Below are 25788 nucleotides of genomic sequence, written 5' to 3' on the forward strand. Positions count from 1 at the left end.
GGTGACCGAAACCACTGCAAACCCTCCAGCGCGCCGACCCATCCGCGACCTGCCCGACGAACTCATCAGCCAGATCGCCGCCGGCGAAGTGGTCGAGCGCCCCGCCTCGGTGGTGCGCGAACTGGTGGACAACGCGCTCGATTCCGGCGCCAGCCAGATCACCGTGCGCCTGCTGGCCGGCGGCGTGCGCCTGATCGCCGTGGAGGACGACGGCTGCGGCATCCCGCAGGAGGAACTGCCCGTCGCCCTGCGCCGCCACGCCACGAGCAAGATCACCAACCTGCACGACCTGGAGACCGTGGCCACCATGGGCTTCCGGGGCGAGGCGCTGGCGGCCATCGCCTCGGTGTCGGAAACCGCCCTGCTCTCGCGCCCGGCCACCCAGGCCAGTGCCTTCCTGCTCGACGCGCGCAGCGGCGAGCTGCGCCCCGTGGCGCGCAGCGGTGGCACCACGGTGGAGGTGAAGGAGCTGTTCTTCAGCACCCCAGCGCGGCGCAAGTTCCTCAAAACCGACGCCACCGAGCTGGCCCACTGCGTGGAGGCCGTGCGCCGCCACGCGCTGGCGCGGCCCGACGTGGGCTTCGCCATCTGGCACGAGGGCAAGCTGGTGGAGCAGTGGCGCGCCACCTTCCAGCCCGGCCAGGGGGATGTGCAGGACGCCCTGGCGCGCCGCCTGGCGGACGTGCTGGGCGAGGAGTTCGTGGCCCAGTCCGTGCCCGTGCGCCATGCCGAGGGGCGCATCACCGTCACCGGCCGCGCCGGCCTGCCCGACGCCGCGCGCTCGCGGCCCGACCAGCAGTACTGCTACGTCAACGGCCGCTTCGTGCGCGACAAGGTGGTCACCCACGCCGCCCGCAGCGCCTACGAGGACGTGCTGCACGGCCAGCGCCAGCCGGTGTATGCGCTCTACATCGAGATCGACCCGGCGCGCGTGGACGTGAACGTGCACCCCACCAAGATCGAGGTGCGCTTCCGCGACAGCCGCGAGGTGCACCAGGCCGTGCGCCATGCCGTGGAAAACGCCCTGGCCGTGCCGCGCGCCACCACGCTGGCGGCGGCCGCCGAGGCCCCGGCAGCACCTTTCACCACGCCGATTTTTGAGCAAAAAACGCCTGCAACGCCCATCTGGCAAGCGCAGGCAGCTATGAAATTTGATGAGCGCCCGGGCCACCGCGTGTCCGACCTGGGCGCGCTCTGGGGCACGCCCCGCCCCGCCAGCGCCAGCCCGGCCCCGCTGGAATCCGCGCCACTCGCCGCAACCTCCCCGGCCGCTGCCACCGCGTGGACCCCGGCGGAACCTGCAGCGCCCGCACCCGCCACCGCCGAAGCCCCCGAGGCCGGCCAGCCCTGGCCCCTGGGCCGCGCGCTGGCGCAGTTGCACGGCGTCTACATCCTGGCCGAGAACGCCCAGGGCCTGGTGCTGGTGGACATGCACGCCGCGCACGAGCGCATCGTCTACGAGCGCCTGAAAACCCAGGCCGACACCGGCCAGCGCATCGCCAGCCAGCCGTTGCTGATCCCGGCCACCTTCGCCGCCACGCCCGAAGAGGTGGCCACGGCCGAGGCCCATGCCGAGACGCTGCTGCACCTGGGCCTGGAGGTCTCGCCCTTCTCGCCGCGCACCCTGGCCGTGCGCGCCGTGCCCACCCAGCTCGCCCACGGCAACGCCGTGGAGCTGGCGCGCAGCGTGCTGGCCGACCTGGCCGCGCACGACGCCAGCACCGTGGTGCAACGTGCCAAAAACGAAATCCTCGCCACCATGGCCTGCCACGGCGCCGTGCGCGCCAACCGCAAGCTCACGCTGGACGAGATGAACGCCCTGCTGCGCCAGATGGAGGTGACCGAGCGCTCGGACCAGTGCAACCACGGCCGGCCGACCTGGCGGCAGCTCACGATGAAGGAGCTGGACGCTCTGTTCCTGCGCGGGCGATAAGGCCCGTCTCCCTCGCCGTCCTCCATGAAAAAGGCCCGCAGCTGCGGGCCTTTGTACGTGTGCTGACCTGCGCCCGCTCAGTTGTCGCGCGCGGCCTTGGCGTGGTCGGGAAAGTCGCTGAACACGCCGTCCACCCCCAGGTTGTAGAACAGCTTGTATTCGGCCTTCGGGTCGCCACGGAAGTCCGAGGCCAGGCGGCGCGGCTCGCTGCGGAAGGTGTAGGCGTGCACGAACAGGCCGGCGGCATGGGCGTTCCTGACCACGTCGGTGGCGGGCAGCATCACGCGGTCGCGCTCGTCGATCTTGCCGTCGCCGTTCAGGTCGTCAGGCTTGCCGTCGTTGTTGGCGTCCACCTGTTTCGACGGGATCAAGTAGGGCTTCCAGGGGCCGATGCCGTCGGCATAGGTCTTGACCTCCTTCAGGCCCGCGGGCGTGAGCAGGCTGGCGAAAGTGCGCGCATCGCCGGCCACGGCGAAGTCGTAAGGCTTGTCGTAGGGCGCCACGAGCGAGATGCTGCCGTCGGGCTTGACGTCGTCGGCATCCACCAGCTGCACCAGGCGCACCTGGGTCTTGCTGCGCAGGTACTTGAGGTTGGAGACCTCGAACGACTGCACGATCACGGGCGCGGCCTTGCTGGTGTAGCCGTATTGGGCCAGCACGGCCAGCAGGCGGTCTTCGAGCTGGAGCCCCAGGTTCACGTGGTAGGTGGGGTGCTTGGTTTCGGGGTACACGCCAATGCTGCGACCCAGGCGCGCGCCCTCGGCCTTGGCCAGGTCCAGCACTTCTTCGAGCGTGGGGATGGCGTACTTGCCGTTGTGGACCTGGTCGCGCTCGGCCAGGGGCTGGATGGCGCGCAGGGTCTTCAGCTCCGCCAGCGTGAAATCCGAGGCGAACCAGCCTTCCTCCTGCACGCCGTCGACCGTTTTCTTGGTCTTGCGCGCAGCGAATTCGGGGCGCTGGACCACGTCGGTGGTGGCGGTGATGTTGGGCTCGTGGCGCGCGATCAGCACGCCGTCCTGAGTGGCCACGAGGTCGGGCTCGATGAAGTCGGCGCCCAGTTCGATGGCCTTCTTGTAGCCCTCCAGCGTGTGGTCGGGCAGGTAGCCGCTGGCGCCCCGGTGGCCGATCACCAGGGGCTTGTCACCCAGCAACGTGGGTGTGCCGTCGCCACCGCCACAGGCCGTCAGCGCGAGCGCGGGTATCAGGGCCAGCAGGCTGGTTCGGGGGTGCGGTGCGCGCATGGTTTCTCCTCCTCGTGTCATTGGAAGCGAACCACTGTGCCCCGCGCGCGTGACAACGGAATGACCGGCAGAAACGCACCAATCTAGAGATATGACGCACTTATTTTGGGCGCTAATGCACCATTCTTCACCGTGATGCATAGTTTTGGTGCATGGCGCCATGTGTGTTTGGCATAATCCTGTGCTGCGGTGCCGCATCGCCCCGCGTTTTTTCCATTCCCCCCCAAAGGCCCCTGAATATGAAGTACGAGTCCGTAGGCAGCTTCCTGGAGCAGGTAGCGCAGCGCAACCCCGGCCAGCCTGAATTTCTCCAGGCAGTCACCGAAGTGATGGAGAGCCTGTGGCCCTTCATCGAAACGCATCCGCGCTACGCAGAACACGGCCTGCTGGAGCGCCTGGTGGAACCCGAGCGCATCGTCATGTTCCGCGTGTCGTGGGTGGACGACCATGGCACGGTGCAGGTCAACCGGGGCTACCGCATCCAGCACAGCATGGCCATCGGCCCCTACAAGGGCGGCCTGCGCTTTCACCCCTCGGTCAACCTGTCGGTGCTCAAGTTCCTGGCGTTCGAGCAGACCTTCAAGAACGCGCTGACCACGCTGCCCATGGGCGGCGGCAAGGGCGGCTCGGACTTCGACCCCAAGGGCAAGAGCCCGGCGGAAGTCATGCGCTTCTGCCAGGCCTTCGCCACCGAACTGTTCCGCCATGTGGGCGCCGACACCGACGTGCCCGCGGGTGACATCGGCGTGGGTGGCCGCGAGGTGGGCTACATCGCCGGCATGGTGAAGAAGCTCAGCAACCGCGCCGACTGCGTGTTCACGGGCAAGGGCCTGTCGTTCGGCGGCTCGCTGATCCGCCCCGAGGCCACGGGCTACGGCACGGTGTACTTCGCGCAGGAAATGCTCAAGACGCGCGGCCGCAGCTTCGACGGCCTGCGGGTGTCCGTCTCGGGCTCGGGCAACGTGGCCCAGTACGCCGTGGAGAAGGCCCTGCAGCTGGGCGCCAAGGTGGTCACGGTGTCGGATTCGAGCGGCACCATCATCGACGAGGACGGCTTCACGCACGAGAAGCTGGCCATCCTCATGGACGTGAAGAACCACCACTACGGCCGCGTGAGCGACTACGCGGCCCGCACCGGCGCGCGCTTCGAGCCCGGCGTGCGCCCCTGGCACGTCAAGGTGGACGTGGCCCTGCCCTGCGCCACGCAGAACGAGCTGGACGAGAACGACGCCCGCACCCTCATCGAGAACGGCGTGCTGTGCGTGGCCGAAGGCGCCAACATGCCCTCCACCATCGAGGCTGCCAAGGCCTTCGAGGCGGCCGGCGTGCTCTACGCGCCGGGCAAGGCCAGCAACGCCGGCGGCGTGGCCACCTCGGGCCTGGAAATGAGCCAGAACGCCATGCGCCTGTCGTGGACGCGCGACGAGGTCGACGCGCGCCTGCTGCAGATCATGCAAGGCATCCACGCCGCCTGCCTGAAGTACGGCAAGCGCGCCGATGGCAGCGTGAGCTACATCGACGGCGCCAACGTGGCCGGCTTCGTCAAGGTGGCCGACGCCATGCTGGCACAGGGCGTGGTCTGAGCCTCCTGCACGCACCAGCGCAAAGGGGCTTCGGCCCCTTTTTCTTTGCCTGGCCAAGCCTATCCGGGTTCCGTGCGCGGGAGATTCCGCTACCATGAACTGCCAGCCCCGGTACAGCCAGTGAGGTGCCCCATGGAAGTCTTCAGTTTCCTGAGCGTGATGGTCGAGAAAGGCGCGTCCGACCTGTTCTTCAGCGTTGGCGCACCGGTCAACGTCAAGATCGAAGGCATCACCCACCCCCTCAAGATGCCGCCGCTGGAGCCCGGGCAGGTCAAGCAGCTCGCCTACTCGGTCATGAACGAGAAGCAGATCGGCGAGTTCGAGGCCCGGCAGGAGATGAACCTGTCGGTCTCGGCCCACGGGCTGGGGCGTTTCCGCGTGAACGTGTTCATGCAGCGCGGCGAGACCGGCATGGTGATCCGCTACATCAAGAACAAGATCCCGCCGCTGGCCGAACTGGGCCTGCCACCGGTGCTGGAGCGCCTGGTGATGCTCAAGCGCGGCCTGGTGCTGGTGACCGGCGCCACCGGCTCGGGCAAGTCGACCACGCTGGCGTCGATGATCAACTACCGCAACGAGAACACCACCGGCCACATCCTCACCATCGAGGACCCGCTGGAGTTCCTGCACATGCACAAGCACTCGGTGGTGGACCAGCGCGAGGTCGGCATCGACACGCAGTCCTACGAGGAAGCGCTGAAGAACGCGCTGCGCGAGGCGCCCGACGTCATCATGATCGGCGAGATCCGCGACCGCAACACCATGAAGCACGCCATCGCCTATGCCGAGACGGGGCACCTGTGCCTGTCCACCCTGCACGCCAACAACGCCAACCAGGCGATGGAGCGCATCATCAACTTCTTCCCCGAGGACGCGCACCACCAGTTGCTGCAGGACCTGAGCCTGAACCTCGCGGGCGTGGTGTCGCAGCGCCTGATCCCGGGGCTGCACCAGAAGCAGGTGCCGGCCGTGGAGGTGCTGCTGACCTCGCCCTTCATCGCCGACCTGATCGCCAAGGGCGAGTTCTCGGGCATCAAGGAGGCCATGGGCCACAGCACCGAGGCGGGCATGCGCACCTTCGACCAGGCGCTCTTCAAGCTCTACAAGGACGGACAGATCTCGCTGGAGGAAGCCCTGCACAACGCCGACTCGCGCACCGACCTGGCGCTGCGCATCCGCCTGTCGGCGGGCGTCGACGCATCGGACACCGGCGAGCTGTCGATCGACACCTCCTCGCCGGTCAAGCCCGCGTCGCGGCTGGCCTGAGCGCCGCGCACCGTCCATGGAACGCTGGCCCCTGCCCCCTTTCTTCAAGGACGGACGCGCCGCGCCAGACCCGTCACGGGTCGATGCCATCGTCTTCACCGCCGATGGAAAAACCCTCGAAGGCTGGCTCGACGGTTTCGAGCCGGAGCGCCAGACGGCCCTGTTCGTGCCGCGCGACGAGCCGGGCGTCGTGCCGCTGCATTTCGCGGACATCAAGAGCATCCAACTCCTGCCGCCGATTCCCCTGGTGCCGGACACAGAGCTGTCCGCGCAGTACCAGGCCGCCGGTGGCCAGGCCGTCCATCCGGGCACGCGCCCCTTTGTCGTGCGCTTTGTCGATGGCGAGCAACTGCACGGCCAGACCCGGGGCTTCGTCAAGACCGGCCAGGGCCTCTTCATCTACCTGGAGACCGAGGCCGCGCTATCAGTGCGCATCTTCATCCCCGGCGGCGCATTGGAGTCCCACCAGGTAGGCGGGCTGCTGGGGCAGCAGCTCGTGCAGGCCCGGCTGGTGAGCCCGGCCACGGTCGACCAGGCGCTGCGGGAGCAGAAGCGCCGGCGCGGGGAAGGCGCCCAGGAAGCCTGGGGCAGCACGCCCATCAGCGCTCCGCAGGAACTGGCGGACCGGCTCGGCGGGATCGGCAGCTTCTCGCCCGTGCGCCTGGGCGACATCCTCATCAACCAGGGGCTGGTGTCGCGCGAGCAGATGTTCACGGCCCTGGGGCGCATGCAGGGCCCGCAACGCCACCGCCTGGGCCACATCCTGGTGGAGATGGGCGCGCTGACCCACGAACAGCTCACGCAGGCCGTGGCCGAGCAGCTCAGCATTCCGCTGGTGGCGCTGGGCGGCTTCACCATCCCGCACGACGTGCTCGCCCTGGTGCCCAAGGAGTTCGCCGTCGAGCACCAGGTCCTGCCGCTGGTGCTGACCGACAAGGTGCTGGTGGTGGCCGTGGAGAGCCCCATCGACACCGACTACCTCGACGAATTGCGGTTCTCGGCCCAGAAGCAGATCACGCCGGTGATCGCCCCGGCCGAGGAGCTGGCGGCGCGCATCACGCACGAATACTCGCAGGCGGCCTTCGATGCCGTGGACCTCTCGATCGAAGAAGAGCTGCGCCAGCTCACCAAGCGCCTGGGCCAGGACGAGACCGCGCCGGGGCATGCCGACCTGCACCACCAGGTGTCCGACAACGACTCCCTGGTGGTCCGGCTGGTCAACAAGATGATCATGGACGCACAGAAGATGGGGGCCTCGGACATCCACATCGAGTCCTACCCCGAGCAGCAGCCCTCCCTGATCCGCCTGCGCGTGGACGGCGACCTGCGCGAATACCTGCGCATTCCCTACGTGCTGCGCGCGCCCCTGCTCTCGCGGCTCAAGATCATGGCCAGCCTGGACATCTCGGAGCGCCGCATGCCGCAGGACGGCAAGATCGACTTCTCGCGCTTCGCCCCGACCCGGCTGGAGCTGCGCGTGGCCGTGCTGCCCACCACCAACGGGCTCGAAGACATCGTGATGCGCCTGCTGGCATCGTCCAAGCCGATCCCGCTGGACAAGCTGGGCATGAACGCCGACCTGGCCGAGCACCTGCAGGGCATGGTGCGCCGCAGCTACGGGCTCATCCTGGTGTGCGGGCCCACGGGCTCGGGCAAGACGACCACGCTGCACTCGCTGCTGGCCGAGGTGAACACCCCGGAAAACAAGATCTGGACCGCCGAAGACCCCATCGAGATCACCCACCAGGGGCTGCGCCAGATCCAGATGGTGCCGCGCATCGGCCTGACCTTCGCCGCCGCCATGCGCGCCTTCCTGCGCGCCGACCCGGACATCATCATGGTGGGCGAGATGCGCGACAGCGAAACCGCCCACATCGCCATCGAGGCCTCGCTCACGGGCCACCTCGTCATGTCCACACTGCACACCAACAGCGCGCCCGAGAGCGTGGTGCGCATGCTCGACATGGGGCTGGACCCCTTCAACTTCGCCGACGCCCTGATCGGCGTGCTCAGCCAGCGCCTGGCCCGGCGCCTGTGCCCCGGCTGCAAGAAGCCCCATGCCCCCGACGGCGACGAGCTGGAGCAGATGGCCCGGGAATACTGCGCCGGCACGGCGCTCGACCCCGCGCAGGTCCTGGCCAGCTGGCGCGCGCGCTTCGGCGCGAAGGACACCGGCGCCATCGTGCTCTACCAGGCCAGCGGCTGCGAACAGTGCAACCACGGCGGCTACAAGGGCCGCGTCGGCATCTACGAGCTGATGGCGGCCACGCCCGCCATCAAGAAGCTGGTGCAGACGCGCGCGCCGGTGGACCAGCTCTTCGAGCGCGCCGCCGCCGAGGGCATGCTGCGCCTGCAGCAGTACGGCATGCTCAAGGTGCTCGAAGGCGTGACCGACCTGCGCAGCGTGCGCGGCGCCTGCGCATAGCACGGCCCCGGCGCCAGAAGCGCCGCCATCTGGTACCCTCCCGCGCATGTCTGATTCTTCCGTTGCCACGGCACCTTCCGCCGTTGCGGACACGCATGCCGGGCTCACCATCATCCTGCTCGCGCTGCTGCTCTCCATCCAGCCCGTCACCACCGACCTGTACCTCCCGGCCCTGCCCGCGCTCACACGCGACCTGGGCGCCAGCGTGGCCGCCGGCCAGCTCACGCTCAGCGCGCTCTTGCTCGCCTTCGGCTGCTCGCAGCTTGCGTGGGGGCCGCTGTCCGACCGCTTCGGCCGCCGCCCGGTGCTGCTGGCGGGCCTCGCCATCTACACCCTGGCGTCGGTGGGCAGCGCGCTCGCGCCGTCCATGGCGCTGCTGATCGCCTGGCGCACCGCGCAGGGCGCCGCCATGGGCGCGGTGGTGATGTGCGCGCGCGCCATCGTGCGCGACCTCTACAGCCCGCTGGCCGGGGCGCGCGCCATGTCCAAGGCGCTCACCGGCCTGGGCCTGGTGGCCTGCCTGTGCGCGCCGCTGGGCGGCCTGCTGACGGTGTGGCTGGGCTGGCGCGCGGCGCTGCTGGCGCTCACGGCCTACGCGGTGGCCACGCTGGCCCTGGTGGCGCTGCGCATGCCCGAAACGCTGGCCCGTCCCAACCCGTTGGCGCTGCGGCCCGGCATGCTGCTGCGCACTTGGGGCAGCGTGCTGCGCCACCCCACGTTCTGGGCGTTCTCGCTGCTGACCACGGCGGCCTACGGCGGGCTTTTCACCTTTCTGGCCGCATCGTCGTTCGTGTTCATCGAGGTGCTGGGGCTCTCACGCACGCAGTACGGCTGGGTGCTGCTGTCCACCGCGCTGGCCTACTTTGTCGGCACCTTCGTCTGCCGCGCCCTGCTGGCGCGCCACGGCCTGCGCCGCACCGTGGCGCTGGCCGGGGCATTGAGCCTCGCCGGCTGCACGCTCATGGCCCTGGTGGCCTGGATGGGCTGGCACCAGCCCTGGGCGCTGCTGGCGCCGTTCTACCTGTTCATGCTGGGGCACGGCATCCACCAGCCCTGCGGGCAGACCGGCGCCGTGGGGCCGTTCCCGCAGGCGGCGGGCGTGGCCTCGGCGCTCAATGGTTTCATGATGATGCTGGCCGCCTTCGCTATTGGCGGCTGGGTGGGCGCGCACCTCGACGGCACCGTGTGGCCGCTGGTGCTGGGCGTGTGGTTCTGGTCCGCGCTGCTCGCCGCCATTGCCTGGACCCTGGTACAAAAATTCGGAGAACCGCGTGAGCGCCCCTGAAGCCCCGCACTACATCGCCCTGGCCGGCCCCACGGCCTCGGGCAAGACCGCCGGCGCCCTGGCGCTGGCCGCCGTGATCGGCCGGCGCATGCCGGTGGAGATCGTCAGCGTCGATTCGGCCCTGGTCTACCGGGGCATGGACATCGGCACGGCCAAGCCCACGCCGCAGGAGCGCGCCTTCGTGCCGCACCACCTGATCGACATCCGCGACCCGCTGCAGGCCTACAGCGCCGCCGAGTTCGTGCAGGACGCGCAGCGCCTCATCGCCGAGATCCGCGCGCGCGGCGCGCTGCCGCTGCTGGTGGGCGGCACCATGCTGTACTTCAAGGCGCTGTTCGACGGCATCGACGACATGCCCGCCGCCGACTCGGCCGTGCGCGAACGGCTCGAAACCCAGGCGGCCGAAATCGGCTGGCCCGCGATGCACGCCGAGCTGGCCCTGGTGGACCCGCCCACCGCCGCGCGCCTTGCGCCCGGCGACAGCCAGCGCATCCAGCGCGCGCTGGAGGTGTGGCATGTGTCAGGCCGCCCGCTGTCGAGCTTCCACACTATCAAAACAGGAGCTGACGGCGCACAACCGGCGGACGCTGGAGCCCTTTTTTCCTTGGAACCCCACAACCGTGCCTGGCTGCACGAACGCATCGCGCAGCGCTTCGACGCCATGCTCGCGGCCGGCTTCGTGGACGAGGTGCGGGGCCTGCGCGAGCGCGGCGACCTGCACCCCGACCTGCCCTCCATGCGCTGCGTGGGCTACCGCCAGGCCTGGGAGGAATTCGACTTCCAGGCCCGGCGCCCCGCCGGCACGCCGCTGAACCTGGCCATGCTGCGCGAACGCGGCATCGCCGCCACGCGGCAACTGGCCAAGCGCCAGATCACCTGGCTGCGCGGCATGCCCCGGCGCCACACCATCGCCTGCGACCAGCCCAACGCCGTGGCCGACCTGGTGCAGGCCGTGCTGCAACGGCTGGACGGCGCCGCGCCATGACCACGCTGGTGGTCGATGGCCTGGCCAAGCGCTATGGCGACGCGACCGTCTTCGAGAACGTGCACCTCACCGTGGCGCCGGGCGAGTTCGTCGCCATCGTGGGCGACTCGGGCGTGGGCAAGTCCACCCTGCTCAACTGCCTGGCCGGGCTGGACCGCTGGGAGGCCGGGCGCATCGTGCACGGCGGCACCGACCTCGGCCCGCTCGACGACACCCAGCGCGCCCTGTGGCGGCGCGCCCATGTGGGCTTCGTGTTCCAGGCCTTCCACGTGCTGCCGCACCTCGACGTGGCGCAGAACGTGGCGCTGCCGCTGATGCTGCTGGGCCAGGACGACCCGGCGCTCGTGCAAGGCATGCTGGCCGCCGTGGGGCTGCAGGAGCTGGGAGCGCGGCTGCCCCAGCAGCTCAGCGGCGGACAATTGCAGCGCGTGGCCATCGCCCGCGCGCTGGTGCACCGCCCCGCCCTGCTGCTGGCCGACGAGCCCACGGGCAACCTCGACCCCGGTACGGCGGCGCGCGTGCTGGACGTGCTGGTGGCGCAAACGCGCCAGCACGGCGCATCATTGGTGCTGGTGACGCACTCCGACACTGCGGCGGCGCGGGCCGACCGGGTGCTGCACCTCACGGCCGGGGGCATCGCGGGCTGAAAGGCCCCGCCGCCGCGCACGCCGCGTGCGGCATCACTCGATGTTCAGGCGCTGCGCCGCGTTGTTCAGCTTCTTGGGCAGCGTCAGCGTGAGGATGCCGTTGTCGTACTTGGCCCTGGCCTGGGCGGCGTCGATGTCGGCGGGCAACTGGAAGCTGCGCGCGACGGAGCCGAAGTAGCGCTCGGACCGCAGCACCTTCTCGCCCTCGGTCTTCTGGTCCATCTGGCGCACCTCGGCGCGCAGGCTCACCACGTTGCCCTCGATGGCGACATGGATGTCCTCCTTGGGCACGCCCGGCACCTCGGCCTGCACGGTGTAGCCCCCCTCGGTTTCCTTCACGTCCACCTTGATCTGCGACGGCGTGGGCAGGTTGTCGCCATGCAGCGGCCGAACGTAGAAACCGGGGGCGATGTCCTTGAAGAAATCGTCGAACAGACTGCCACGCGATACCAGAGAGTTCATGGTCAAGCTCCTGTGAAATGGGTGTTGAAACCGGGTCGAAAACCCTGCTTCCCATGTGGTGTGCGACCCGGAAAACTTCAAGCCCCCTGCCGACGCCCAACCCCGCGAACGCCGCACAATGCGGCCATGCTTGCACTGCTGCGCACCTTCTCCTGGCAGGACCTGCGCCACCACCCGTGGCGCAGCATGGCGGCGGTGGTGGCCGTGATGCTGGGCGTGGCGCTGGCCTTCGCGGTGCAGCTCATCAACAGCTCGGCGCTCGACGAATTCGCGCAGGCGGTGCGCGCCGTCAACGGCCAGCCCGACCTGGAGGCGCGCGCCATGCAGGGCGCGCTGCCCGAGGCCCTGTACGGCCACCTGGCCGCGCACCCGCAGGTGGCGCGCGCCAGCCCGGTGCTGGAGCTTACGGCGCTGGCCAGCGCCCCCGGCGCCACCCGCGTGCCGCTGCGCGTGCTGGGTGCCGATGCGCTGCTGCTGCCCGCCGTGGCGCCCGCCCTGATGCCGCGCCCCTGGGACGGCGCCGACCGCTTCGTGCTGTTCGCCCCGGCCACCGTGTTCCTCAACGCCGCCGCGCTGCAGGCGCTGGGCCTGCCGGCCGACGGCGCGGGCGGAGACACCGCGCTGGTACTGCAGGCGGGCGCACAGGCGCTGCGCGTGCAGGCAGCAGGCACCGTGGCCGCTGGCGGCGCGCCGCTGGCCGTGATGGACCTGGGCGCCGCACAGGATCTGTTCGGGCGCGGCGGACAGCTCAGCCGCATCGACCTGCAGCTGCGCCCCGGCACCGACCGCCAGGCCTTTGCCCAGGCGCTGCGCAGCGCGCCGTACTGGCCCGCCCACGCGCTGCTGGCCGAGCCCGGGGACGCAGCCGAGCGCATCAGCAACCTCTCGCGCGCCTACCGCGTCAACCTCACCGTGCTGGCGCTGGTGGCGCTGTTCACCGGGGCCTTCCTGGTGTTCTCGGTGCTGGCGCTGGGCGTGGCGCGGCGCGCGCCGCAATTCGCGCTGCTGGCCGTGCTGGGCGCCACGCCGCGCCAGCGGCTGGGCCTGGTGCTGGCCGAGGCGGGCCTGCTGGGGCTGGCGGGCAGCGCGGCCGGCATCGCGCTGGGCACGCTGCTGGCCGCCGCCGCGCTGCGCCTGCTCGGCGGCGACCTGGGCGGCGGCTACTTTGCCGGCGTGCAGCCCTCCCTGCGCTGGAGCGGCGCGGCCGCGCTGCTCTACGGCGCGCTGGGCCTGGCGGCGGCGCTGGCCGGCGGCTGGTGGCCCGCGCGCAGCGCGCAGGCCCTGCCCCCGGCGCAAACGCTCAAGGGCCTGGGCACGCTGGGCGGTTCGGCCGGGCGCGACTGGGTCGGTATGGTTTTGATAGCTGCTGGCGCTTTATTGGCGGGCGCTCCACCCGTTTTTGGCATGCCATTGGCGGCCTATGTGGCGGTGGGCCTGCTGCTGGTCGGCGGCATGGCGCTGCTGCCCTGGGGCGTGGCCGTGCTGCTGCGGCTGCTGCGCCCGCTGGCGCTGCGGCGGGTGCTGCCACTGCTGGCGCTGGAGCGCGCGCGCCGCATGCGCGGCAGCGCGGCCATTGCCATCGGCGGCGTGGTCGCCAGCCTGAGCCTGGCCGTGGCGCTGACGGTGATGGTGGCGAGCTTTCGCGGCTCGGTGCAGCAGTGGCTGGACGCCGTGCTGCCCGCGCCGCTGTACCTGCGCTCGGCCCTGCAGGCCGCCGGCGGCGAGGCCGCGCTGCTGCCCGCCGGCCTGGCCGACACCGTGGCCCGCCTGCCCGGCGTGGAACGCGTGGAGCCGCTGCGCGCCAGCCCGGTGCAGCTCGACCCGGCACGCCCCGCGCTCACCGTGGTGGCCCGCCCGCTGGGCAGCGACCCCGCCCGGCGTCTGCCGCTGGTGGATGCCGCCCTGCCCGTGCCCGCCGGGCGCACGGCCATCTACCTCAGCGAGGCGGCGGTGGACCTCTACGGCCTGCGGCCGGGCATGGACTGGCCGGCACTCTCAAGGTCTTTTGTGCCTCCAGGGCAAGCGGGGCAAGCGCTACCAGCTCCATTTTTCATAGCAGGCGTGTGGCGCGACTATGCGCGCCAGACCGGCGCCGTGGCGCTGGACCTGGCCGCCTACCAGCACCTCACGGGCGACGCGCGCCCCAGCGACCTGGCCGTATGGCCGCGCGCGGGCGCGGACCTTGCCGCCCTGCGGCAGGCCACCGAGGCGCTGGCGGCGGGCGGCACGCCCCCGCTGGAATGGGTGTCGGCCGACGCCATCCGCGCGCGCTCGCTGCACATCTTCGACCGCAGCTTCGCCGTCACCTACTGGCTGCAAGCGGTGGCCATCGGCATCGGCCTCTTCGGCGTGGCGGCGAGCTTCGGCGCGCAGGTGCTGGCACGGCGCAAGGAATTCGGCCTGCTCGCCCACCTGGGCCTCACGCGCCGCCAGATCCTGGCCGTTGTGGCTGGCGAAGGCGCCGCCTGGACAGGCGTGGGCGCCGCCGCCGGCCTGCTGCTGGGCCTGGCCGTGTCGGTGGTGCTGGTGCATGTGGTGAACCCGCAGAGCTTCCACTGGACCATGGATTTGCGGGTGCCGGTGGTGCGGCTGCTGGCACTGTGCGCCGCCGTGGTGCTGGCGGGCACGGTGACGGCCTGGGTGGCCGGGCGGGCGGCTGCGGGGCGGGATGCGGTGTTGGCGGTGAAGGAGGATTGGTAGGGGAGCGGCATGCAGGCGTACAAGGTAGCCGCCACTGTGGCCGCTACTTGTTCTGCACGTCGCAGTTTGTCAGCCTGGGATAACAGCAATTGACCCGAAGGGGGCATAGGTCATGTCGAACTGCTGTCGTTGAAGGATCCGCTCGGGCCCCACTTCAGTCTGACTTTCTCGACTTCTTGGCTGCGGGCTTCGCTGCCTTCTCTGCATCCTGTTCTGCTTTCGCCTTGTCGGCCGCTTGCTGCTTCGCAAACTGGCGCACGCCCTCAGCGATGTCCTTCGGGATGTACACGTACTTGACCACTTCATCAATGATCTCGGGATGCAGGAAGAACGGCGAGTTGCCCGATTCCGATTCCGGTCGCATCTTCACGCCCTTGCGTCGCGACGGGCCGAAAAACAAGTTATTCCAGATTAGTGCTTCACGCGCTGGGTGATCTTTCTTTTTGATGATCTTTTCCAGGACGCCTCCCATGACGCACGTCCCCTTTTCGTGCTTCGCCTTTGCCCGATGAACTCGATCAAGCTCATGGGCCAGCAAGTTCACCGTCTTGCCGTTCATGTCGACGATGTCGTAGTCCAGCGACTGGCAATACCTTCTGAGCTCCCAAACTGCGCGGTCTAGTCGAACAATGTCGAACGGCTCGATTTCATATGAGACCTCGTAATACCGATACTTCGCTCCATAGTCTTCAAGCCCTTTGATGAATTGGACAGTATTGGCACTGAGTTCGATTTCGAACTTGCCGCTCCGCTTCATCCTCTCGATGCCAGGAAGTACCGTGTGCCCCAGGTCTTTGGCATTCATTCGATTGAGTACAAGAACACCTTTGACGTACTTTTCCAGACAGTGCAGGGCAGACCAAAGGAACGGCTGAATCAGCCGTGCTCGATAAGCCATTCTTGCAGTGATGTAGTCTTTGTCTGCGGTCTCACGGAAGCTTCTGATGGCGAAGTCATTTACCAGGATGTGCATCGGGTACGGCATGCTTATTCTCAGAAGTTGTAGGCTTTGAACGCATCTGTGATTCACCCCGCACTCAAGCGGCATGCATGCTACCTATTCGAAGGTGATGTCGTAGCTCTAGATGGTGCGATGGCTCTACCTTGACGGCTTCTCGCCAGGGTACAACATCGCATAGCGGCTATCGCCAGCGCGTCTACTTCTAGCCGTCAGAAGCCGCCAACAACTGCGTGGTTCTGGCCGACAATTCCCCCATGACATCCCCCTCCCCCTGGCTCCACGAAGCCATCGCCCGCATCGAGGCCGATTACCAGCGCAGCGCCGACACCCACCTGATTCCCCTGCGCCTGCCCGCCTTTGAGCACAGCGGCATCGACCTGTACCTCAAGGACGAATCCACCCACCCCACGGGCAGCCTTAAGCACCGGCTGGCGCGCTCGCTGTTTCTCTACGCACTGTGCAATGGCTGGGTGCGCGAGGGCTCGACCATCGTCGAGGCGTCGAGCGGCTCCACGGCGGTGAGCGAAGCCTACTTTGCGCGCCTGCTGGGCCTGCCCTTCGTGGCGGTGATGCCGCGCAGCACCTCGCCCGAGAAGGTGGCGCAGATCGAATTCCACGGCGGGCGCTGCCATTTCGTGGACAGCGCGGGCGCGGTGTACGACGCGGCGCGCGCCATCGCGGCGGAGACCGGCGGCCATTACATGGACCAGTTCACCTACGCCGAGCGCGCCACCGACTGGCGCGGCAACAACAACATCGCCGAGAGCATGTTCACGCAGATGCAGCGTGAGCGGCACCCGGTGCCGCGCTGGATTGTGGTGGGGGCAGGCACGGGCGGCACCAGCGCCACCATCGGCCGCTACGTGCGCTACCAGCGCCATGCCACGCAGGTGTGCGTGGCCGACCCGGCGGGCTCGGTGTTCAGCGCCTACCACCGCACGGGCGACGCCACGCTCACGGCGCCGGGTTCGCGCATCGAGGGCATTGGCCGCCCGCGCGTGGAGCCGAGCTTCATCCGCACGCTGGTGGACCGCATGGTCGAGGTGCCCGACGTGGAGTCGGTGGCCGCCATGCGTGCGCTGTCGCAACTGCTGGGGCGGCGCGTGGGGCCGTCCACCGGCACCAATTTCGTCGCCATGCTGGCGCTGGCGCAGGAGATGCGCGCACGGGGCGAGCGGGGCTCCATCCTGTCGCTGCTGTGCGACGCGGGCGAGCGCTACCTGCCCACCTACTGCGATGCCGGCTGGGTGGAGCGCAGTTTTGGCGACTGCGCGGCGGCGCAGCAGAAGATCGACGCCTTGCTGGCCTGACCCCCACGCCCGCCATGCCCCCCGCCCTGCCCTCCACGCCGCCCGGCCTGCGCCGCCGGGCGCTGGCCCTGGGGCTGGGCGCGTGGGGCCTGTGGCCCGCCCTGGCACCGGGCCTGCCAGCGCGGCGCCTGCAGTTTCCGCGCGACCACGGCAGCCACCCGGAGATGCGCACGGAATGGTGGTACATCACCGGCCACGCCGAGGCGGGCGGCAGGCCCTGGGGCTTTCAGGTGACGTTCTTCCGCTCGCGCGTGGACATTGCGCAGGGCCTGCAATCGGCCTTCGCGGCTAAGCAACTGCTGTTCGCGCACGCGGCCGTTACGGATGTGCAGGGGCGGCGCTTGCTGCACGACCAGCGCATCGCGCGCGCGGGCTTTGGCGTGGCCCAGGCCAGCGAGCAGGACACCCGCATCCGGCTGCACGACTGGACGCTGGAGCGCAGCGATGCCGCACCCGGCGCCGTCAGCCGCTACAGCGCACGGGTCGAAGGCGCATCCTTCGGGCTGGATCTGCGGTTCGACACCACGCAGCCCGTGCTGCCGCAGGGCCAGGAGGGGCTCTCGCGCAAGGGACCGGAGGCCGCGCAGGCCAGCTACTACTACAGCCAGCCGCAACTGGCCGTGAGCGGCAGCCTCGCCGTGGAGGGGCAGCGCATGCAGATTGCCACCGGCACGGGCCGCGCCTGGCTGGATCATGAGTGGAGCGAGGCGCTGATGCACCCCGAGGCCGTGGGCTGGGATTGGATCGGCATGAACCTGGCGGACGGCAGCGCCCTCACCGCCTTCCGCCTGCGCCGCGCCGACGGTTCGGCGCTGTGGGCCGGGGGCTCGTGGCGCGCACCGGGCGGGCCCGTGCAGGTGTTCGCGGCACAGGAGGTGGCGTTCACGCCCGGGCACGTATGGGCCAGCCCGAGCAGCGGCGCGCGCTACCCGGTGCAGTGGCGGGTGCAGACGCCCGCCGGCTTGTTCGAGGTGCGCGCGCTGCTCGACGGCCAGGAGCTGGACAGCAGCGGTTCGACCGGCGCGATCTACTGGGAAGGCCTGTCAGAGCTGCTCGATGCCGCCGGCCAGCCCGTGGGCCGGGGCTATCTGGAGATGACCGGATACGCAAAGCCGCTGCGCCTGTGAAGGCTGCAGCGGCTGGCGGGTGAGCGCGGGGAAGCCGGTTTCAGTGCCCGGCACCGCCGCCCCGGCGGCGCGTGACCCAGGCGATGATCTCGCCCATGATGCCGCGCCGGAAGGCGAGCACGCAGATGACGAAAATGAGGCCGGTGACCATGGTGACCGATTCGCCCAGGGTCTTGAACCACTCCACGGTGGTGAGCGCGGCCAGCAGGTTGCCGAACTCGCCGATCTTGTTCTCCAGCAGCACCACCACGGCGGCGCCCACCAGCGGGCCCGACAGCGTGCCCAGGCCGCCCACCAGCGTCATCAGCACCACGTGGCCCGAAGCGGTCCAGTGCACGTCGGACAGCGTGGCGAAGCCCAGCACCAGCGTCTTGAGCGAACCGGCCAGGCCCGCCAGGCCCGCCGACAGCACGAAGGCCAGCAGCTTGAAGCGGTTGGTGTCGTAGCCCAGCGAGGTGGCGCGTGATTCGTTCTCCTTGATGGCCTTGAGCACCTGGCCGTAGGGCGAATGGATGGTGCGCATGATGAGCAGGAAGGCCGCCACCACGATGACCAGGGTGACGTAGTACATCACCAGGTCGCTTTGCAGGTCGACCACGCCGAACAGCTTGCCGCGCGGCACGCCTTGCAGGCCGTCCTCGCCGCCGGTGAACGGCGCCTGCAGGCAGACGAAGAACAGCATCTGCGCCAGGGCCAGCGTGATCATGGTGGAGTAGATGCCCTGGCGGCGGATGGCGAAGAAGCCCACGACCAGGCCCAGGAAGGCCCCGGCCAGCGTGCCCAGCACCAGGCCCACCTCGGGGGTGAAGCCCCAGATCTTGATGGAGTGGCCCGCCACGTAGGCGGCGCCGCCCAGGAACGCGGCATGGCCGAAGGACAGCATGCCGGTGTAGCCCAGCAGCAGGTTGAAGGCCGAGGCGAACAGCGCGAAGCACATGAGCTTCATCACGAACACGGGGTAGGCACCCAGCAGGGGTGCCGCCAGCAGGCCGAGGAACAGCAGGCCGTAGCCGATGGCGGTGAGGTTCTTGGAGTTCATGCGGGCAGCCCCTTACTTTTCCTTGCCGAACAGGCCGGCGGGGCGGATGAGGAGAACGATGACCATGATGACGAACACCACGGTGGACGATGCTTCGGGATAGAAGACCTTGGTGAACCCTTCGATCACGCCCAGGCCCAGGCCGGTGAGGATGGAGCCCATGATGGAGCCCATGCCGCCGATGACCACCACGGCGAACACCACGATGATGAGGTTCTGGCCCATGAGCGGCGTGACCTGGTAGACGGGCGCCGCCAGCACCCCGGCGAAGGCCGCCAGCGCGGCGCCGAAGGCGTAGGTCAGCGTGATCATGACCGGCACGTTGATGCCGAAGGCCTCGACCAGGCGCGGGTTCTCGGTGCCGGCGCGCAGGTAGGCGCCGAGCTTGGTTTTCTCGATCACGTACCAGGTGCCCACGCACACCACCAGCGATGCCACCACCACCCAGGCACGGTAGTTGGGCATGATCATGAAGCCGAGGTTGGTGGCGCCTTCGAGCACCTCGGGCGTGTCGTAGCCCAGGCCCGACACGCCGTAGACGGAGCGGAACACCCCTTCGATCAGCAGCGTCAGGCCGAGCGTGAGCAGCAGGCCGTAGAGGTGGTCGAGCTTGTAGATCCAGCGCAGCAGCAGCCGCTCGACCACGACCCCGAACACCCCCACCACCAGCGGCGCCACCGCCAGCATCACCCAGTAGTTGACGCCGAAGTAGTTCATGGCCATCCAGGTCATCAGGGCGCCCATCATGAACAGCGCGCCGTGCGCGAAGTTGATGACGTTGAGCAGGCCGAAGATAACGGCCAACCCGAGGCTGAGGATTGCGTAGAACGATCCGTTGACCAGCCCCAGGAGGAGCTGGCTCAACAGGCCGGGCAATGAGACACCGAAGATTTCCATGGGAGGCGGCTGGTGGGAGAGAGGTTCAGGATCGAGGGCGGGAACGAGCCCGGCAGTGGGCCCGTTCGCGCCTTCTCAGGGGTTTACTTCCAGAGCGCGCACTTGCTCTCGGCCTTGGTGGTGAACACCTGGTCGCCGGGCAGCTTCTTGATGAGCTTGTAGTAATCCCAGGGCTTGGTGGACTCCGAGGGCTTCTTCACTTCCATCAGGTACATGTCGTGCACGTAGCGGCCATCGGGGCGCAGCTGGCCGGAACCGAAGAAGTCGTTCATCTTCATGTTGCGCCAGGCGGCCATGACCTTGTCGGCATCGGTGCTCTTGGCGGCTTCGACGGCCTTGAGGTAGTTCATGGTGGCCGAGTAGTCGGCGGCCTGGATTTCGGAGGGCATGCGCTTGGCCTTCTCGAAGAAGCGGGCCGAGAACTTGCGCGTTTCCTCGTTCAGGTCCCAGTACCAGCTGGTGGTGAACTGCAGGCCCTCGGTGTTGCGCAGGCCCAGGCTGTGCACGTCGGAGATGAAGATCAGCAGGCCGGCGAGCTTCATGCTCTTGCCGATGCCGAATTCCTTGGCGGCCTTGATGGAGTTGATGGTGTCGCCGCCCGCGTTGGCCAGGCCCAGGATCTGGGCCTTGGAGTTCTGGGCCTGCAGCAGGAAGGAGGAGAAGTCGGACGCATTGAGCGGGTGGCGCACGGCGCCCACCACGGTGCCGCCCTTGGCCTTGACGACGGCGCTGGTGTCGGCTTCGAGCGCATGGCCGAAGGCGTAGTCGGAGGTCAGGAAGTACCAGGTCTTGCCGCCGCCGTCGATGATGGCCGAGCCCGTGCCCTTGGCCAGTGCCACGGTGTCGTAGGCGTAGTGCACGGTGTAGGGCGTGCACTGCTCGTTGGTCAGCGCGGAGCTGGCGGCGCCGTTGTTGATGTAGACGCGCTTCTTCTCGGCCGCGACCTTGGCCGAGGCCAGCGCCGTGCCGGAGTTGGTGCCGCCGAACAGCATGGTCAGGCCCTGGGTGTCGATCCACTCGCGCGCCTTCGAGGCGGCGATGTCGGCCTTGTTCTGGTGGTCGGCCGTGATCAGCTCGATGGGCATGCCCAGCACCTTGCCACCGAAGTCGTCAATGGCCATCTGGATGGCCATGGCGCCGTTCTTGCCTTCCAGGTCGGCGTACAGGCTGGACATGTCGGTGATGAAGCCGATCTTGACCTTGTCCTGCGCGGCGGCCGGCGTGGCCAGGCCCGCGGCGCCAAGCATCAGGGCCAGGGCGGTGAGTTTGATCTTCATGGATTGTCTCCTGTGGTTTTGGTGGAAGAAAACGGAAAGCCTCGCGGGCGGCGCTTCAGACGCCCAGCAGTTCATTGAGCACTGGCATCTTTTCGTCGAGTTCGGCGGCGCCGAACTTCTCGACGATGCGGCCGTGCTCCATGACGTAGAAACGGTCGGCCAGCGGCGCGGCGAAGCGGAAGTTCTGCTCGACCATGACGATGGTGTAGCCCTTCTGGCGCAGCATGGTGATCATGCGCGCGAGCGCCTGCACGATCACTGGCGCCAGGCCTTCGGAGATTTCGTCGAGCAGCAGCAGGTTGGCGCCGGTGCGCAGGATGCGCGCGACGGCCAGCATCTGCTGTTCGCCGCCCGACAGGCGCGTGCCCTGGCTGTTCTTGCGCTCGGCCAGGTTGGGGAACATGGCGTAGATCTCGTCGAGCGACATGCCCTGCGAGCCGGTCTTGAGCGTGGGCGGCAGCAGCAGGTTCTCTTCGCACGAGAGGCTGGAGAAGATGCCGCGCTCTTCCGGGCAGTAGCCCACGCCCAGGTGCGCGATGCGGTGCGTGGCCATGTGGACGGTCTCCACGCCGTTGATCTTGACCGAACCCTTGCGCGCGCCGGTCAGGCCCATGATGGCGCGCATGGTGGTGGTGCGGCCCGCGCCGTTGCGGCCCAGCAATGTGACCACCTCGCCGGGCTGCACGACCATGTCCACGCCGTGCAACACGTGCGACTCGCCGTACCAGGCTTCGAGGTTCTTGATTTCGAGTGCGGGGGTGGCGGCCATCAGTGCGCTCCCTGCAGTTGGCCGTCGGTCGTGCCCATGTAGGCTTCCATCACCTGCGGATTGTTCGAGACTTCTTCGTAGGGTCCCTCGGCCAGCACGGCGCCGCGCTGCAGCACGGTGATGCGGTCGGCGATGGTGGAGACCACCTTCATGTTGTGTTCCACCATGAGGATGGTGCGGCCGGCCGAGACCTTCTTGATGAGCTGGGTGACGCGGTCCACGTCCTCATGGCCCATGCCCTGGGTGGGCTCGTCGAGCAGCATGAGTTCGGGCTCCATCGACAGCGTGGTGGCGATCTCCAGCGCGCGCTTGCGGCCGTAGGGCAGGTTCACCGTGACCTCGTCGGCCAGCTCCTGCAGGCCCACCTCGGCCAGCAATTGCATGGCACGGTCGTCGAGCTGGTTCAACGTGCGCTCGCTGCGCCAGAAGTGGAACGAGGTGCCAAGCTTGCGCTGCAGGCCCAGGCGCACGTTCTCCAGCAGGGTCAGGTGCGGGAACACCGCCGAGATCTGGAACGAGCGGATCACGCCGCGCCGCGCGATCTGCGCGGGCTGCTCAGACGTGATGTCATGGCCGTTGAACAGGATCCGGCCCGAGGTGGGCACTAGGAACTTGGTCAGCAGGTTGAAGCAGGTGGTCTTGCCTGCGCCATTGGGGCCGATCAGCGCATGGATGGAGCCTCGGCGCACGGCCAGGTTCACGTCGCTGACGGCGGTGAAGCCCTTGAACTCTTTGGTCAGGCTGTGGGTTTCAAGAATGACGTCGCTCATTGCGCCCTGGCCGCTCCGGTTGATGGCCGGCCGTCTCAGGAAAAGCGAGATGGCCAGCGAGGTATGTTGCAATGCATGCTAAGTTGACGTAGAGCAAACCGTCACTAGGGGTATCGCCTATGTATAAACGCCTACGCCTGTCCCTGCCGTGACATCCGCCTCTGGGCTCGGGCTTGGACTCTTGGGCGCACAGGCCAGAACGCGCCCGCCGCGTCAGGGAATTGACAGCCAAGCCCCCGCGCCATCCCACTTCAGCGACCTGGAGTCAACCATCCCCATGCCGCGTGCTGGTGAATGCATGCGGGCCCTACACTGCGGCCATGGTTCTTCCACTCCCCCCCGCGCCGGCACGTGGCGCGCCGCGCTCGCTGACCGGGCTGCTTCCTTTCCTGCGCCCCTACCGCGCACGCATGGCCCTGGCGTTGCTGTTCCTGGTGCTGGCGGCCGCGGCCACGCTGGCGTTCCCGCTGGCGCTGCGTACGCTGATCGACGGCAGCCTGGGCGCCTCGGACCGGGGCGCGCAGACGCTGGCGCTGCGCGGTAATTTCCTCGCCCTGTTCGGTGTCGCGGTCATGCTCGGTGTTTTCTCATCGGCGCGTTTCTATCTGGTGAGCTGGCTGGGCGAGCGTGTCACCGCCGACCTGCGCAACGCCGTCTATGCCCATGTACTGCGGCAGAGTCCGCAGTTCTTCGAATCCACGCAAACCGGCGAGGTGCTCTCGCGCCTGACCACCGACACCACGCTGGTGCAAACGGTGGTGGGCTCTTCGCTGTCGATGGGCCTGCGCAATGCCGTGGTGGGCACGGGAGCCATCATCATGCTGGTGTGGACCAACCCGCGCGTGATGGCCATCGTGCTGCTGATGCTGTTCGTCGTGGTGCTGCCGGCCCTGTGGATCGGACGGCGCGTGCGGCGCCTCTCGCGCGCCAGCCAGGACCGCGTGGCCGATTCGAGCGCGATTGCCGCCGAAGTGCTCAACGCCATCCCGGTGGTGCAAAGCTACACCGCCGAGGAGCGCGAGGCGCGGCGCTTCAACCAGGCCACGCAGAACGCCTTCGACACCGCCGTGCGCCGCACGCGGGCACGCTCGGCGCTCGTGGCCTTCATCATCATCGCCAATGCCGCTCTGCTGCTGTGGGGCTTGTACCAGGGCACGCAGGCCGTGCTGGCCGGCACGATGAGCGCCGGACACCTCGGGCAGACGGTGGTCTACGTGATGCTGCTGGCTGGGGCGGCCGCCGTGCTGGGCGAGGTCTACGGCGATCTGCTGCGCGCCGCAGGCGCAACTGAGCGATTGATGGAGCTGCTGGCCAGCCAATCTCCTGTCGCCGCCCCGTCCCGGCCCATGGCGCTGCCCGACACCGGGCGCGGGCTGGCCGTGCGGCTCGAGGCCGTCGATTTCCATTACCCCTCGCGCCCCGGCCAGGCCGCGCTGCAGGGTTTCACGCTGGAACTGCGGCCCGGGGAAACCGTGGCCCTGGTGGGCGCCAGCGGTGCGGGCAAGACCACGGTGTTCCAGCTGCTGCAGCGCTTTTATGACATCGACGCCGGACCGCCCGGACAGCCACGTGCCGGCCGCATCTGTCTCGAAGGCGTGGACATCCGCGACCTGGCGCTGGAGGACCTGCGCCAGCGCATCGGCACCGTGCCCCAGGACCCCGTGATTTTCTCCGCCAGCGCGCTGGAGAACATCCGCTACGGCCGCCCTGGCGCCACCGATGCCGAGGTGTTCGCCGCCGCGCGCGACGCCTTCGCGCATGACTTCCTGCAGGCCCTGCCCGAGGGCTACGCCACCTTCCTGGGGGAACGCGGCGTGCGCCTCTCGGGCGGTCAGCGCCAGCGCATCGCCATCGCGCGCGCCATTCTCAAGAATCCGCCGCTGCTGCTGCTCGACGAGGCCACCAGCGCACTGGACGCCGAGAGCGAGCGCATGGTCCAGGCCGCACTCGACGCCGCCATGCAAAGCCACGCGGGACTGCGCACCACGCTGGTCATCGCCCACCGGCTGGCCACGGTGCAGAACGCCGACCGCATCGTGGTGATGGAGCACGGACGCATCGTGGAACAAGGCCGCCATGCCGAACTGCTGACGCGCGACGGTGTGTATGCGCGCCTGGCGGCGCTGCAGTTCACGGTCTGACGCATGGGCCGTCGCACGCCGGGCCTTTTTTGAAAAAATTAGCCTCCAGCCCTTGCCAGAAAAGCGCGGGCAGCTATCAAAAAAATAGCAAACAAATCCGGCAGGCCCGGCGCTGGTGGTTCAGCGCGCCTGGACGGCGGGGGCCACGGAGCCCGCGGCGTCAGTGCAAGGTTTCCGTGGAGGCCGGCGGCAGTGCCAGCACGGGAATGCCCTCGTCGAGCAATTGCTCGGCCTCGGCCGCGCTGGCCTGGCCCTTGATGGAGCGCTCCGGGGTCTCGCCCCGGTGCATGCGCCGGGCTTCGTCGGCGAAGCGCTGGCCCACGTCTTCGGCCTGGGCCAGCGCCTTGCGCGCCAATTGGCGCAGGGTGGCCTGCAAATGGGCGATATCCGGAACAGGCGGCTGCTGCGCGTCCGGGACATCCGGCACGGTGGCGGCGGGAGCGGCCTCCTGCGCATCGCGCGCGCCAAGGTTGATGCGCGGCGCGCTGAGCATCTTGCGCACCGCGCTGCTGCCACACACCGGGCACTGCAGCAAGCCGCGTTGCAATTGATCCTGGTAGTCCTGTTCGCGGGCGAACCAGCCTTCAAAGGCGTGATCGTACTGGCAGCGCAGGTCAAGGACCTTCATGGCAGATGGATGATGGCGGTGCGCCTGCGTCTCACCTGCGACGGCGTACCAGATACCGATAGACAAAGCCCGGGAACGCCAGGGTGATGAACAGGGCCCCGGTGATGGCGTAGAACTCCCAGCCTTGTGGCGCGATCTGGCCAGCACGCTTTTCAAGCAGCAGGGCCAGCCCCCCCACCAGCAAGTACAGCACGACCAGCTCCAGCAGGCGGATCAGCAGCTTCTTCCTGGGTGCCAGCGCAGGGCCGACCGCCAGCACGCGCTGGTTCGCGAAAGGCAGGTTGGCCGCCAGGCAGGCGGCCAGGATCACGAGCCAGATGGAGCCGGATTGCGACACGGGAT

The 25788-nt window shown here is 68.7% G+C and carries 21 protein-coding genes; 11 read left to right on the forward strand and 10 right to left on the reverse strand.

Going from position 1 to position 25788, the window contains the following annotated elements:
* Nucleotide 1: 1 nt before the first annotated feature.
* Nucleotides 2-1933 (forward strand): DNA mismatch repair endonuclease MutL, encoded by a 1932-nt coding sequence (gene mutL / locus D8S75_RS08930; protein ID WP_232828989.1) that lies wholly within the window; start codon nt 2-4, stop codon nt 1931-1933.
* Nucleotides 1934-2010: 77 nt separating this feature from the next.
* Here the strand turns inward: mutL and D8S75_RS08935 are convergent, their stop codons facing one another.
* A complete protein-coding gene (locus D8S75_RS08935; RefSeq protein WP_119965963.1) occupies nt 2011-3174 on the reverse strand; it encodes a glycerophosphodiester phosphodiesterase in 1164 nt (387 codons plus the stop codon).
* Nucleotides 3175-3413: 239 nt separating this feature from the next.
* Between D8S75_RS08935 and gdhA the strand changes: the two genes are divergently transcribed.
* The 6 genes from gdhA to D8S75_RS08965 all read left to right on the forward strand — a co-directional run bounded on the left by gdhA (nt 3414) and on the right by D8S75_RS08965 (nt 11365).
* Nucleotides 3414-4757 carry an NADP-specific glutamate dehydrogenase gene (gene gdhA, locus D8S75_RS08940; protein ID WP_119965964.1) on the forward strand — a complete coding sequence of 448 codons (1344 nt, stop codon included), beginning with the start codon at nt 3414-3416 and terminating at the stop codon, nt 4755-4757.
* Nucleotides 4758-4889: 132 nt separating this feature from the next.
* Nucleotides 4890-6023: a PilT/PilU family type 4a pilus ATPase gene (locus D8S75_RS08945; RefSeq protein ID WP_119965966.1), complete on the forward strand. Its 1134-nt coding sequence runs from the start codon at nt 4890-4892 to the stop codon at nt 6021-6023.
* A 16-nt stretch (nt 6024-6039) separates the two neighbouring features.
* Nucleotides 6040-8448: a GspE/PulE family protein gene (locus D8S75_RS08950; protein WP_119965968.1), complete on the forward strand. Its 2409-nt coding sequence runs from the start codon at nt 6040-6042 to the stop codon at nt 8446-8448.
* 46 nt (nt 8449-8494) lie between these two features.
* Entirely contained in the window at nt 8495-9733 is a 1239-nt protein-coding gene (locus tag D8S75_RS08955) for a multidrug effflux MFS transporter (RefSeq protein WP_119965969.1), read from the forward strand.
* Nucleotides 9720-10718 (forward strand): tRNA (adenosine(37)-N6)-dimethylallyltransferase MiaA, encoded by a 999-nt coding sequence (gene miaA, locus D8S75_RS08960; RefSeq protein ID WP_119965971.1) that lies wholly within the window; start codon nt 9720-9722, stop codon nt 10716-10718. Before D8S75_RS08955 ends, miaA begins: the two co-directional genes overlap by 14 nt.
* The gene (locus D8S75_RS08965) at nt 10715-11365 is read left to right on the forward strand and encodes an ABC transporter ATP-binding protein (RefSeq protein WP_119965972.1); all 651 of its coding nucleotides are present in this window, start codon (nt 10715-10717) and stop codon (nt 11363-11365) included. Before miaA ends, D8S75_RS08965 begins: the two co-directional genes overlap by 4 nt.
* A gap of 33 nt (nt 11366-11398) precedes the next feature.
* Here D8S75_RS08965 and D8S75_RS08970 read toward each other — a convergent pair whose 3' ends face one another.
* The gene (locus D8S75_RS08970) at nt 11399-11827 is read right to left on the reverse strand and encodes an Hsp20/alpha crystallin family protein (protein WP_119965973.1); all 429 of its coding nucleotides are present in this window, start codon (nt 11825-11827) and stop codon (nt 11399-11401) included.
* Between the two features lie 126 nt (nt 11828-11953).
* Here D8S75_RS08970 and D8S75_RS08975 point away from each other — a divergent pair, with 126 nt between their 5' ends.
* On the forward strand, nt 11954-14527 hold the full coding sequence (locus tag D8S75_RS08975) for an FtsX-like permease family protein (RefSeq protein WP_119965975.1): 2574 nt from the start codon (nt 11954-11956) through the stop codon (nt 14525-14527).
* A gap of 154 nt (nt 14528-14681) precedes the next feature.
* Here D8S75_RS08975 and D8S75_RS08980 read toward each other — a convergent pair whose 3' ends face one another.
* On the reverse strand, nt 14682-15512 hold the full coding sequence (locus tag D8S75_RS08980; protein WP_119965977.1) for a hypothetical protein: 831 nt from the start codon (nt 15510-15512) through the stop codon (nt 14682-14684).
* A gap of 230 nt (nt 15513-15742) precedes the next feature.
* Between D8S75_RS08980 and D8S75_RS08985 the strand changes: the two genes are divergently transcribed.
* Together D8S75_RS08985 and D8S75_RS08990 are read left to right on the forward strand one after the other, a co-directional pair.
* Nucleotides 15743-16798, forward strand: coding sequence for a PLP-dependent cysteine synthase family protein (locus D8S75_RS08985; RefSeq protein ID WP_119965978.1), 1056 nt, complete (start codon nt 15743-15745; stop codon nt 16796-16798).
* A gap of 14 nt (nt 16799-16812) precedes the next feature.
* Nucleotides 16813-17925 carry a lipocalin-like domain-containing protein gene (locus D8S75_RS08990; RefSeq protein ID WP_119965980.1) on the forward strand — a complete coding sequence of 371 codons (1113 nt, stop codon included), beginning with the start codon at nt 16813-16815 and terminating at the stop codon, nt 17923-17925.
* A gap of 40 nt (nt 17926-17965) precedes the next feature.
* Here the strand turns inward: D8S75_RS08990 and D8S75_RS08995 are convergent, their stop codons facing one another.
* From D8S75_RS08995 to D8S75_RS09015, 5 genes are all read right to left on the reverse strand, one after another.
* Nucleotides 17966-18964, reverse strand: coding sequence for a branched-chain amino acid ABC transporter permease (locus D8S75_RS08995; protein ID WP_119965982.1), 999 nt, complete (start codon nt 18962-18964; stop codon nt 17966-17968).
* A gap of 12 nt (nt 18965-18976) precedes the next feature.
* Nucleotides 18977-19861: a branched-chain amino acid ABC transporter permease gene (locus D8S75_RS09000; RefSeq protein ID WP_119965984.1), complete on the reverse strand. Its 885-nt coding sequence runs from the start codon at nt 19859-19861 to the stop codon at nt 18977-18979.
* An 83-nt stretch (nt 19862-19944) separates the two neighbouring features.
* Entirely contained in the window at nt 19945-21138 is a 1194-nt protein-coding gene (locus tag D8S75_RS09005) for an ABC transporter substrate-binding protein (RefSeq protein ID WP_119965986.1), read from the reverse strand.
* Nucleotides 21139-21193: 55 nt separating this feature from the next.
* On the reverse strand, nt 21194-21907 hold the full coding sequence (locus D8S75_RS09010; protein WP_119965987.1) for an ABC transporter ATP-binding protein: 714 nt from the start codon (nt 21905-21907) through the stop codon (nt 21194-21196).
* A complete protein-coding gene (locus D8S75_RS09015) occupies nt 21907-22677 on the reverse strand; it encodes an ABC transporter ATP-binding protein (protein ID WP_119965989.1) in 771 nt (256 codons plus the stop codon). Before D8S75_RS09015 ends, D8S75_RS09010 begins: the two co-directional genes overlap by 1 nt.
* Nucleotides 22678-22997: 320 nt before the next feature.
* Between D8S75_RS09015 and D8S75_RS09020 the strand changes: the two genes are divergently transcribed.
* On the forward strand, nt 22998-24818 hold the full coding sequence (locus tag D8S75_RS09020; RefSeq protein ID WP_119965990.1) for an ABC transporter transmembrane domain-containing protein: 1821 nt from the start codon (nt 22998-23000) through the stop codon (nt 24816-24818).
* Between the two features lie 160 nt (nt 24819-24978).
* Here the strand turns inward: D8S75_RS09020 and D8S75_RS09025 are convergent, their stop codons facing one another.
* Nucleotides 24979-25446 (reverse strand): DUF1178 family protein, encoded by a 468-nt coding sequence (locus D8S75_RS09025; RefSeq protein ID WP_119965992.1) that lies wholly within the window; start codon nt 25444-25446, stop codon nt 24979-24981.
* A gap of 31 nt (nt 25447-25477) precedes the next feature.
* The gene (locus D8S75_RS09030; protein WP_119965993.1) at nt 25478-25783 is read right to left on the reverse strand and encodes a DUF2818 family protein; all 306 of its coding nucleotides are present in this window, start codon (nt 25781-25783) and stop codon (nt 25478-25480) included.
* Between the last annotated feature and the right edge of the window lie 5 nt (nt 25784-25788).

The organism is Simplicispira lacusdiani (assembly GCF_003604195.1).
GTDB classification, from domain to species: domain Bacteria; phylum Pseudomonadota; class Gammaproteobacteria; order Burkholderiales; family Burkholderiaceae_C; genus Simplicispira; species Simplicispira lacusdiani.

Excerpts from the sequence above, each read along its gene's own strand:
- D8S75_RS08935 (WP_119965963.1), bottom strand. The coding sequence starts at position 3,174 with ATGCGCGCACCGCACCCCCGAACCAGCCTGCTGGCCCTGATACCCGCG.
- gdhA (WP_119965964.1), top strand. The coding sequence starts at position 3,414 with ATGAAGTACGAGTCCGTAGGCAGCTTCCTGGAGCAGGTAGCGCAGCGC.
- D8S75_RS08945 (WP_119965966.1), top strand. The coding sequence starts at position 4,890 with ATGGAAGTCTTCAGTTTCCTGAGCGTGATGGTCGAGAAAGGCGCGTCC.
- D8S75_RS08950 (WP_119965968.1), top strand. The coding sequence starts at position 6,040 with ATGGAACGCTGGCCCCTGCCCCCTTTCTTCAAGGACGGACGCGCCGCG.
- D8S75_RS08955 (WP_119965969.1), top strand. The coding sequence starts at position 8,495 with ATGTCTGATTCTTCCGTTGCCACGGCACCTTCCGCCGTTGCGGACACG.
- D8S75_RS08965 (WP_119965972.1), top strand. The coding sequence starts at position 10,715 with ATGACCACGCTGGTGGTCGATGGCCTGGCCAAGCGCTATGGCGACGCG.
- D8S75_RS08970 (WP_119965973.1), bottom strand. The coding sequence starts at position 11,827 with ATGAACTCTCTGGTATCGCGTGGCAGTCTGTTCGACGATTTCTTCAAG.
- D8S75_RS08975 (WP_119965975.1), top strand. The coding sequence starts at position 11,954 with ATGCTTGCACTGCTGCGCACCTTCTCCTGGCAGGACCTGCGCCACCAC.
- D8S75_RS08980 (WP_119965977.1), bottom strand. The coding sequence starts at position 15,512 with ATGCCGTACCCGATGCACATCCTGGTAAATGACTTCGCCATCAGAAGC.
- D8S75_RS08985 (WP_119965978.1), top strand. The coding sequence starts at position 15,743 with ATGACATCCCCCTCCCCCTGGCTCCACGAAGCCATCGCCCGCATCGAG.
- D8S75_RS08990 (WP_119965980.1), top strand. The coding sequence starts at position 16,813 with ATGCCCCCCGCCCTGCCCTCCACGCCGCCCGGCCTGCGCCGCCGGGCG.
- D8S75_RS08995 (WP_119965982.1), bottom strand. The coding sequence starts at position 18,964 with ATGAACTCCAAGAACCTCACCGCCATCGGCTACGGCCTGCTGTTCCTC.
- D8S75_RS09000 (WP_119965984.1), bottom strand. The coding sequence starts at position 19,861 with ATGGAAATCTTCGGTGTCTCATTGCCCGGCCTGTTGAGCCAGCTCCTC.
- D8S75_RS09005 (WP_119965986.1), bottom strand. The coding sequence starts at position 21,138 with ATGAAGATCAAACTCACCGCCCTGGCCCTGATGCTTGGCGCCGCGGGC.
- D8S75_RS09010 (WP_119965987.1), bottom strand. The coding sequence starts at position 21,907 with ATGGCCGCCACCCCCGCACTCGAAATCAAGAACCTCGAAGCCTGGTAC.
- D8S75_RS09015 (WP_119965989.1), bottom strand. The coding sequence starts at position 22,677 with ATGAGCGACGTCATTCTTGAAACCCACAGCCTGACCAAAGAGTTCAAG.
- D8S75_RS09020 (WP_119965990.1), top strand. The coding sequence starts at position 22,998 with ATGGTTCTTCCACTCCCCCCCGCGCCGGCACGTGGCGCGCCGCGCTCG.
- D8S75_RS09025 (WP_119965992.1), bottom strand. The coding sequence starts at position 25,446 with ATGAAGGTCCTTGACCTGCGCTGCCAGTACGATCACGCCTTTGAAGGC.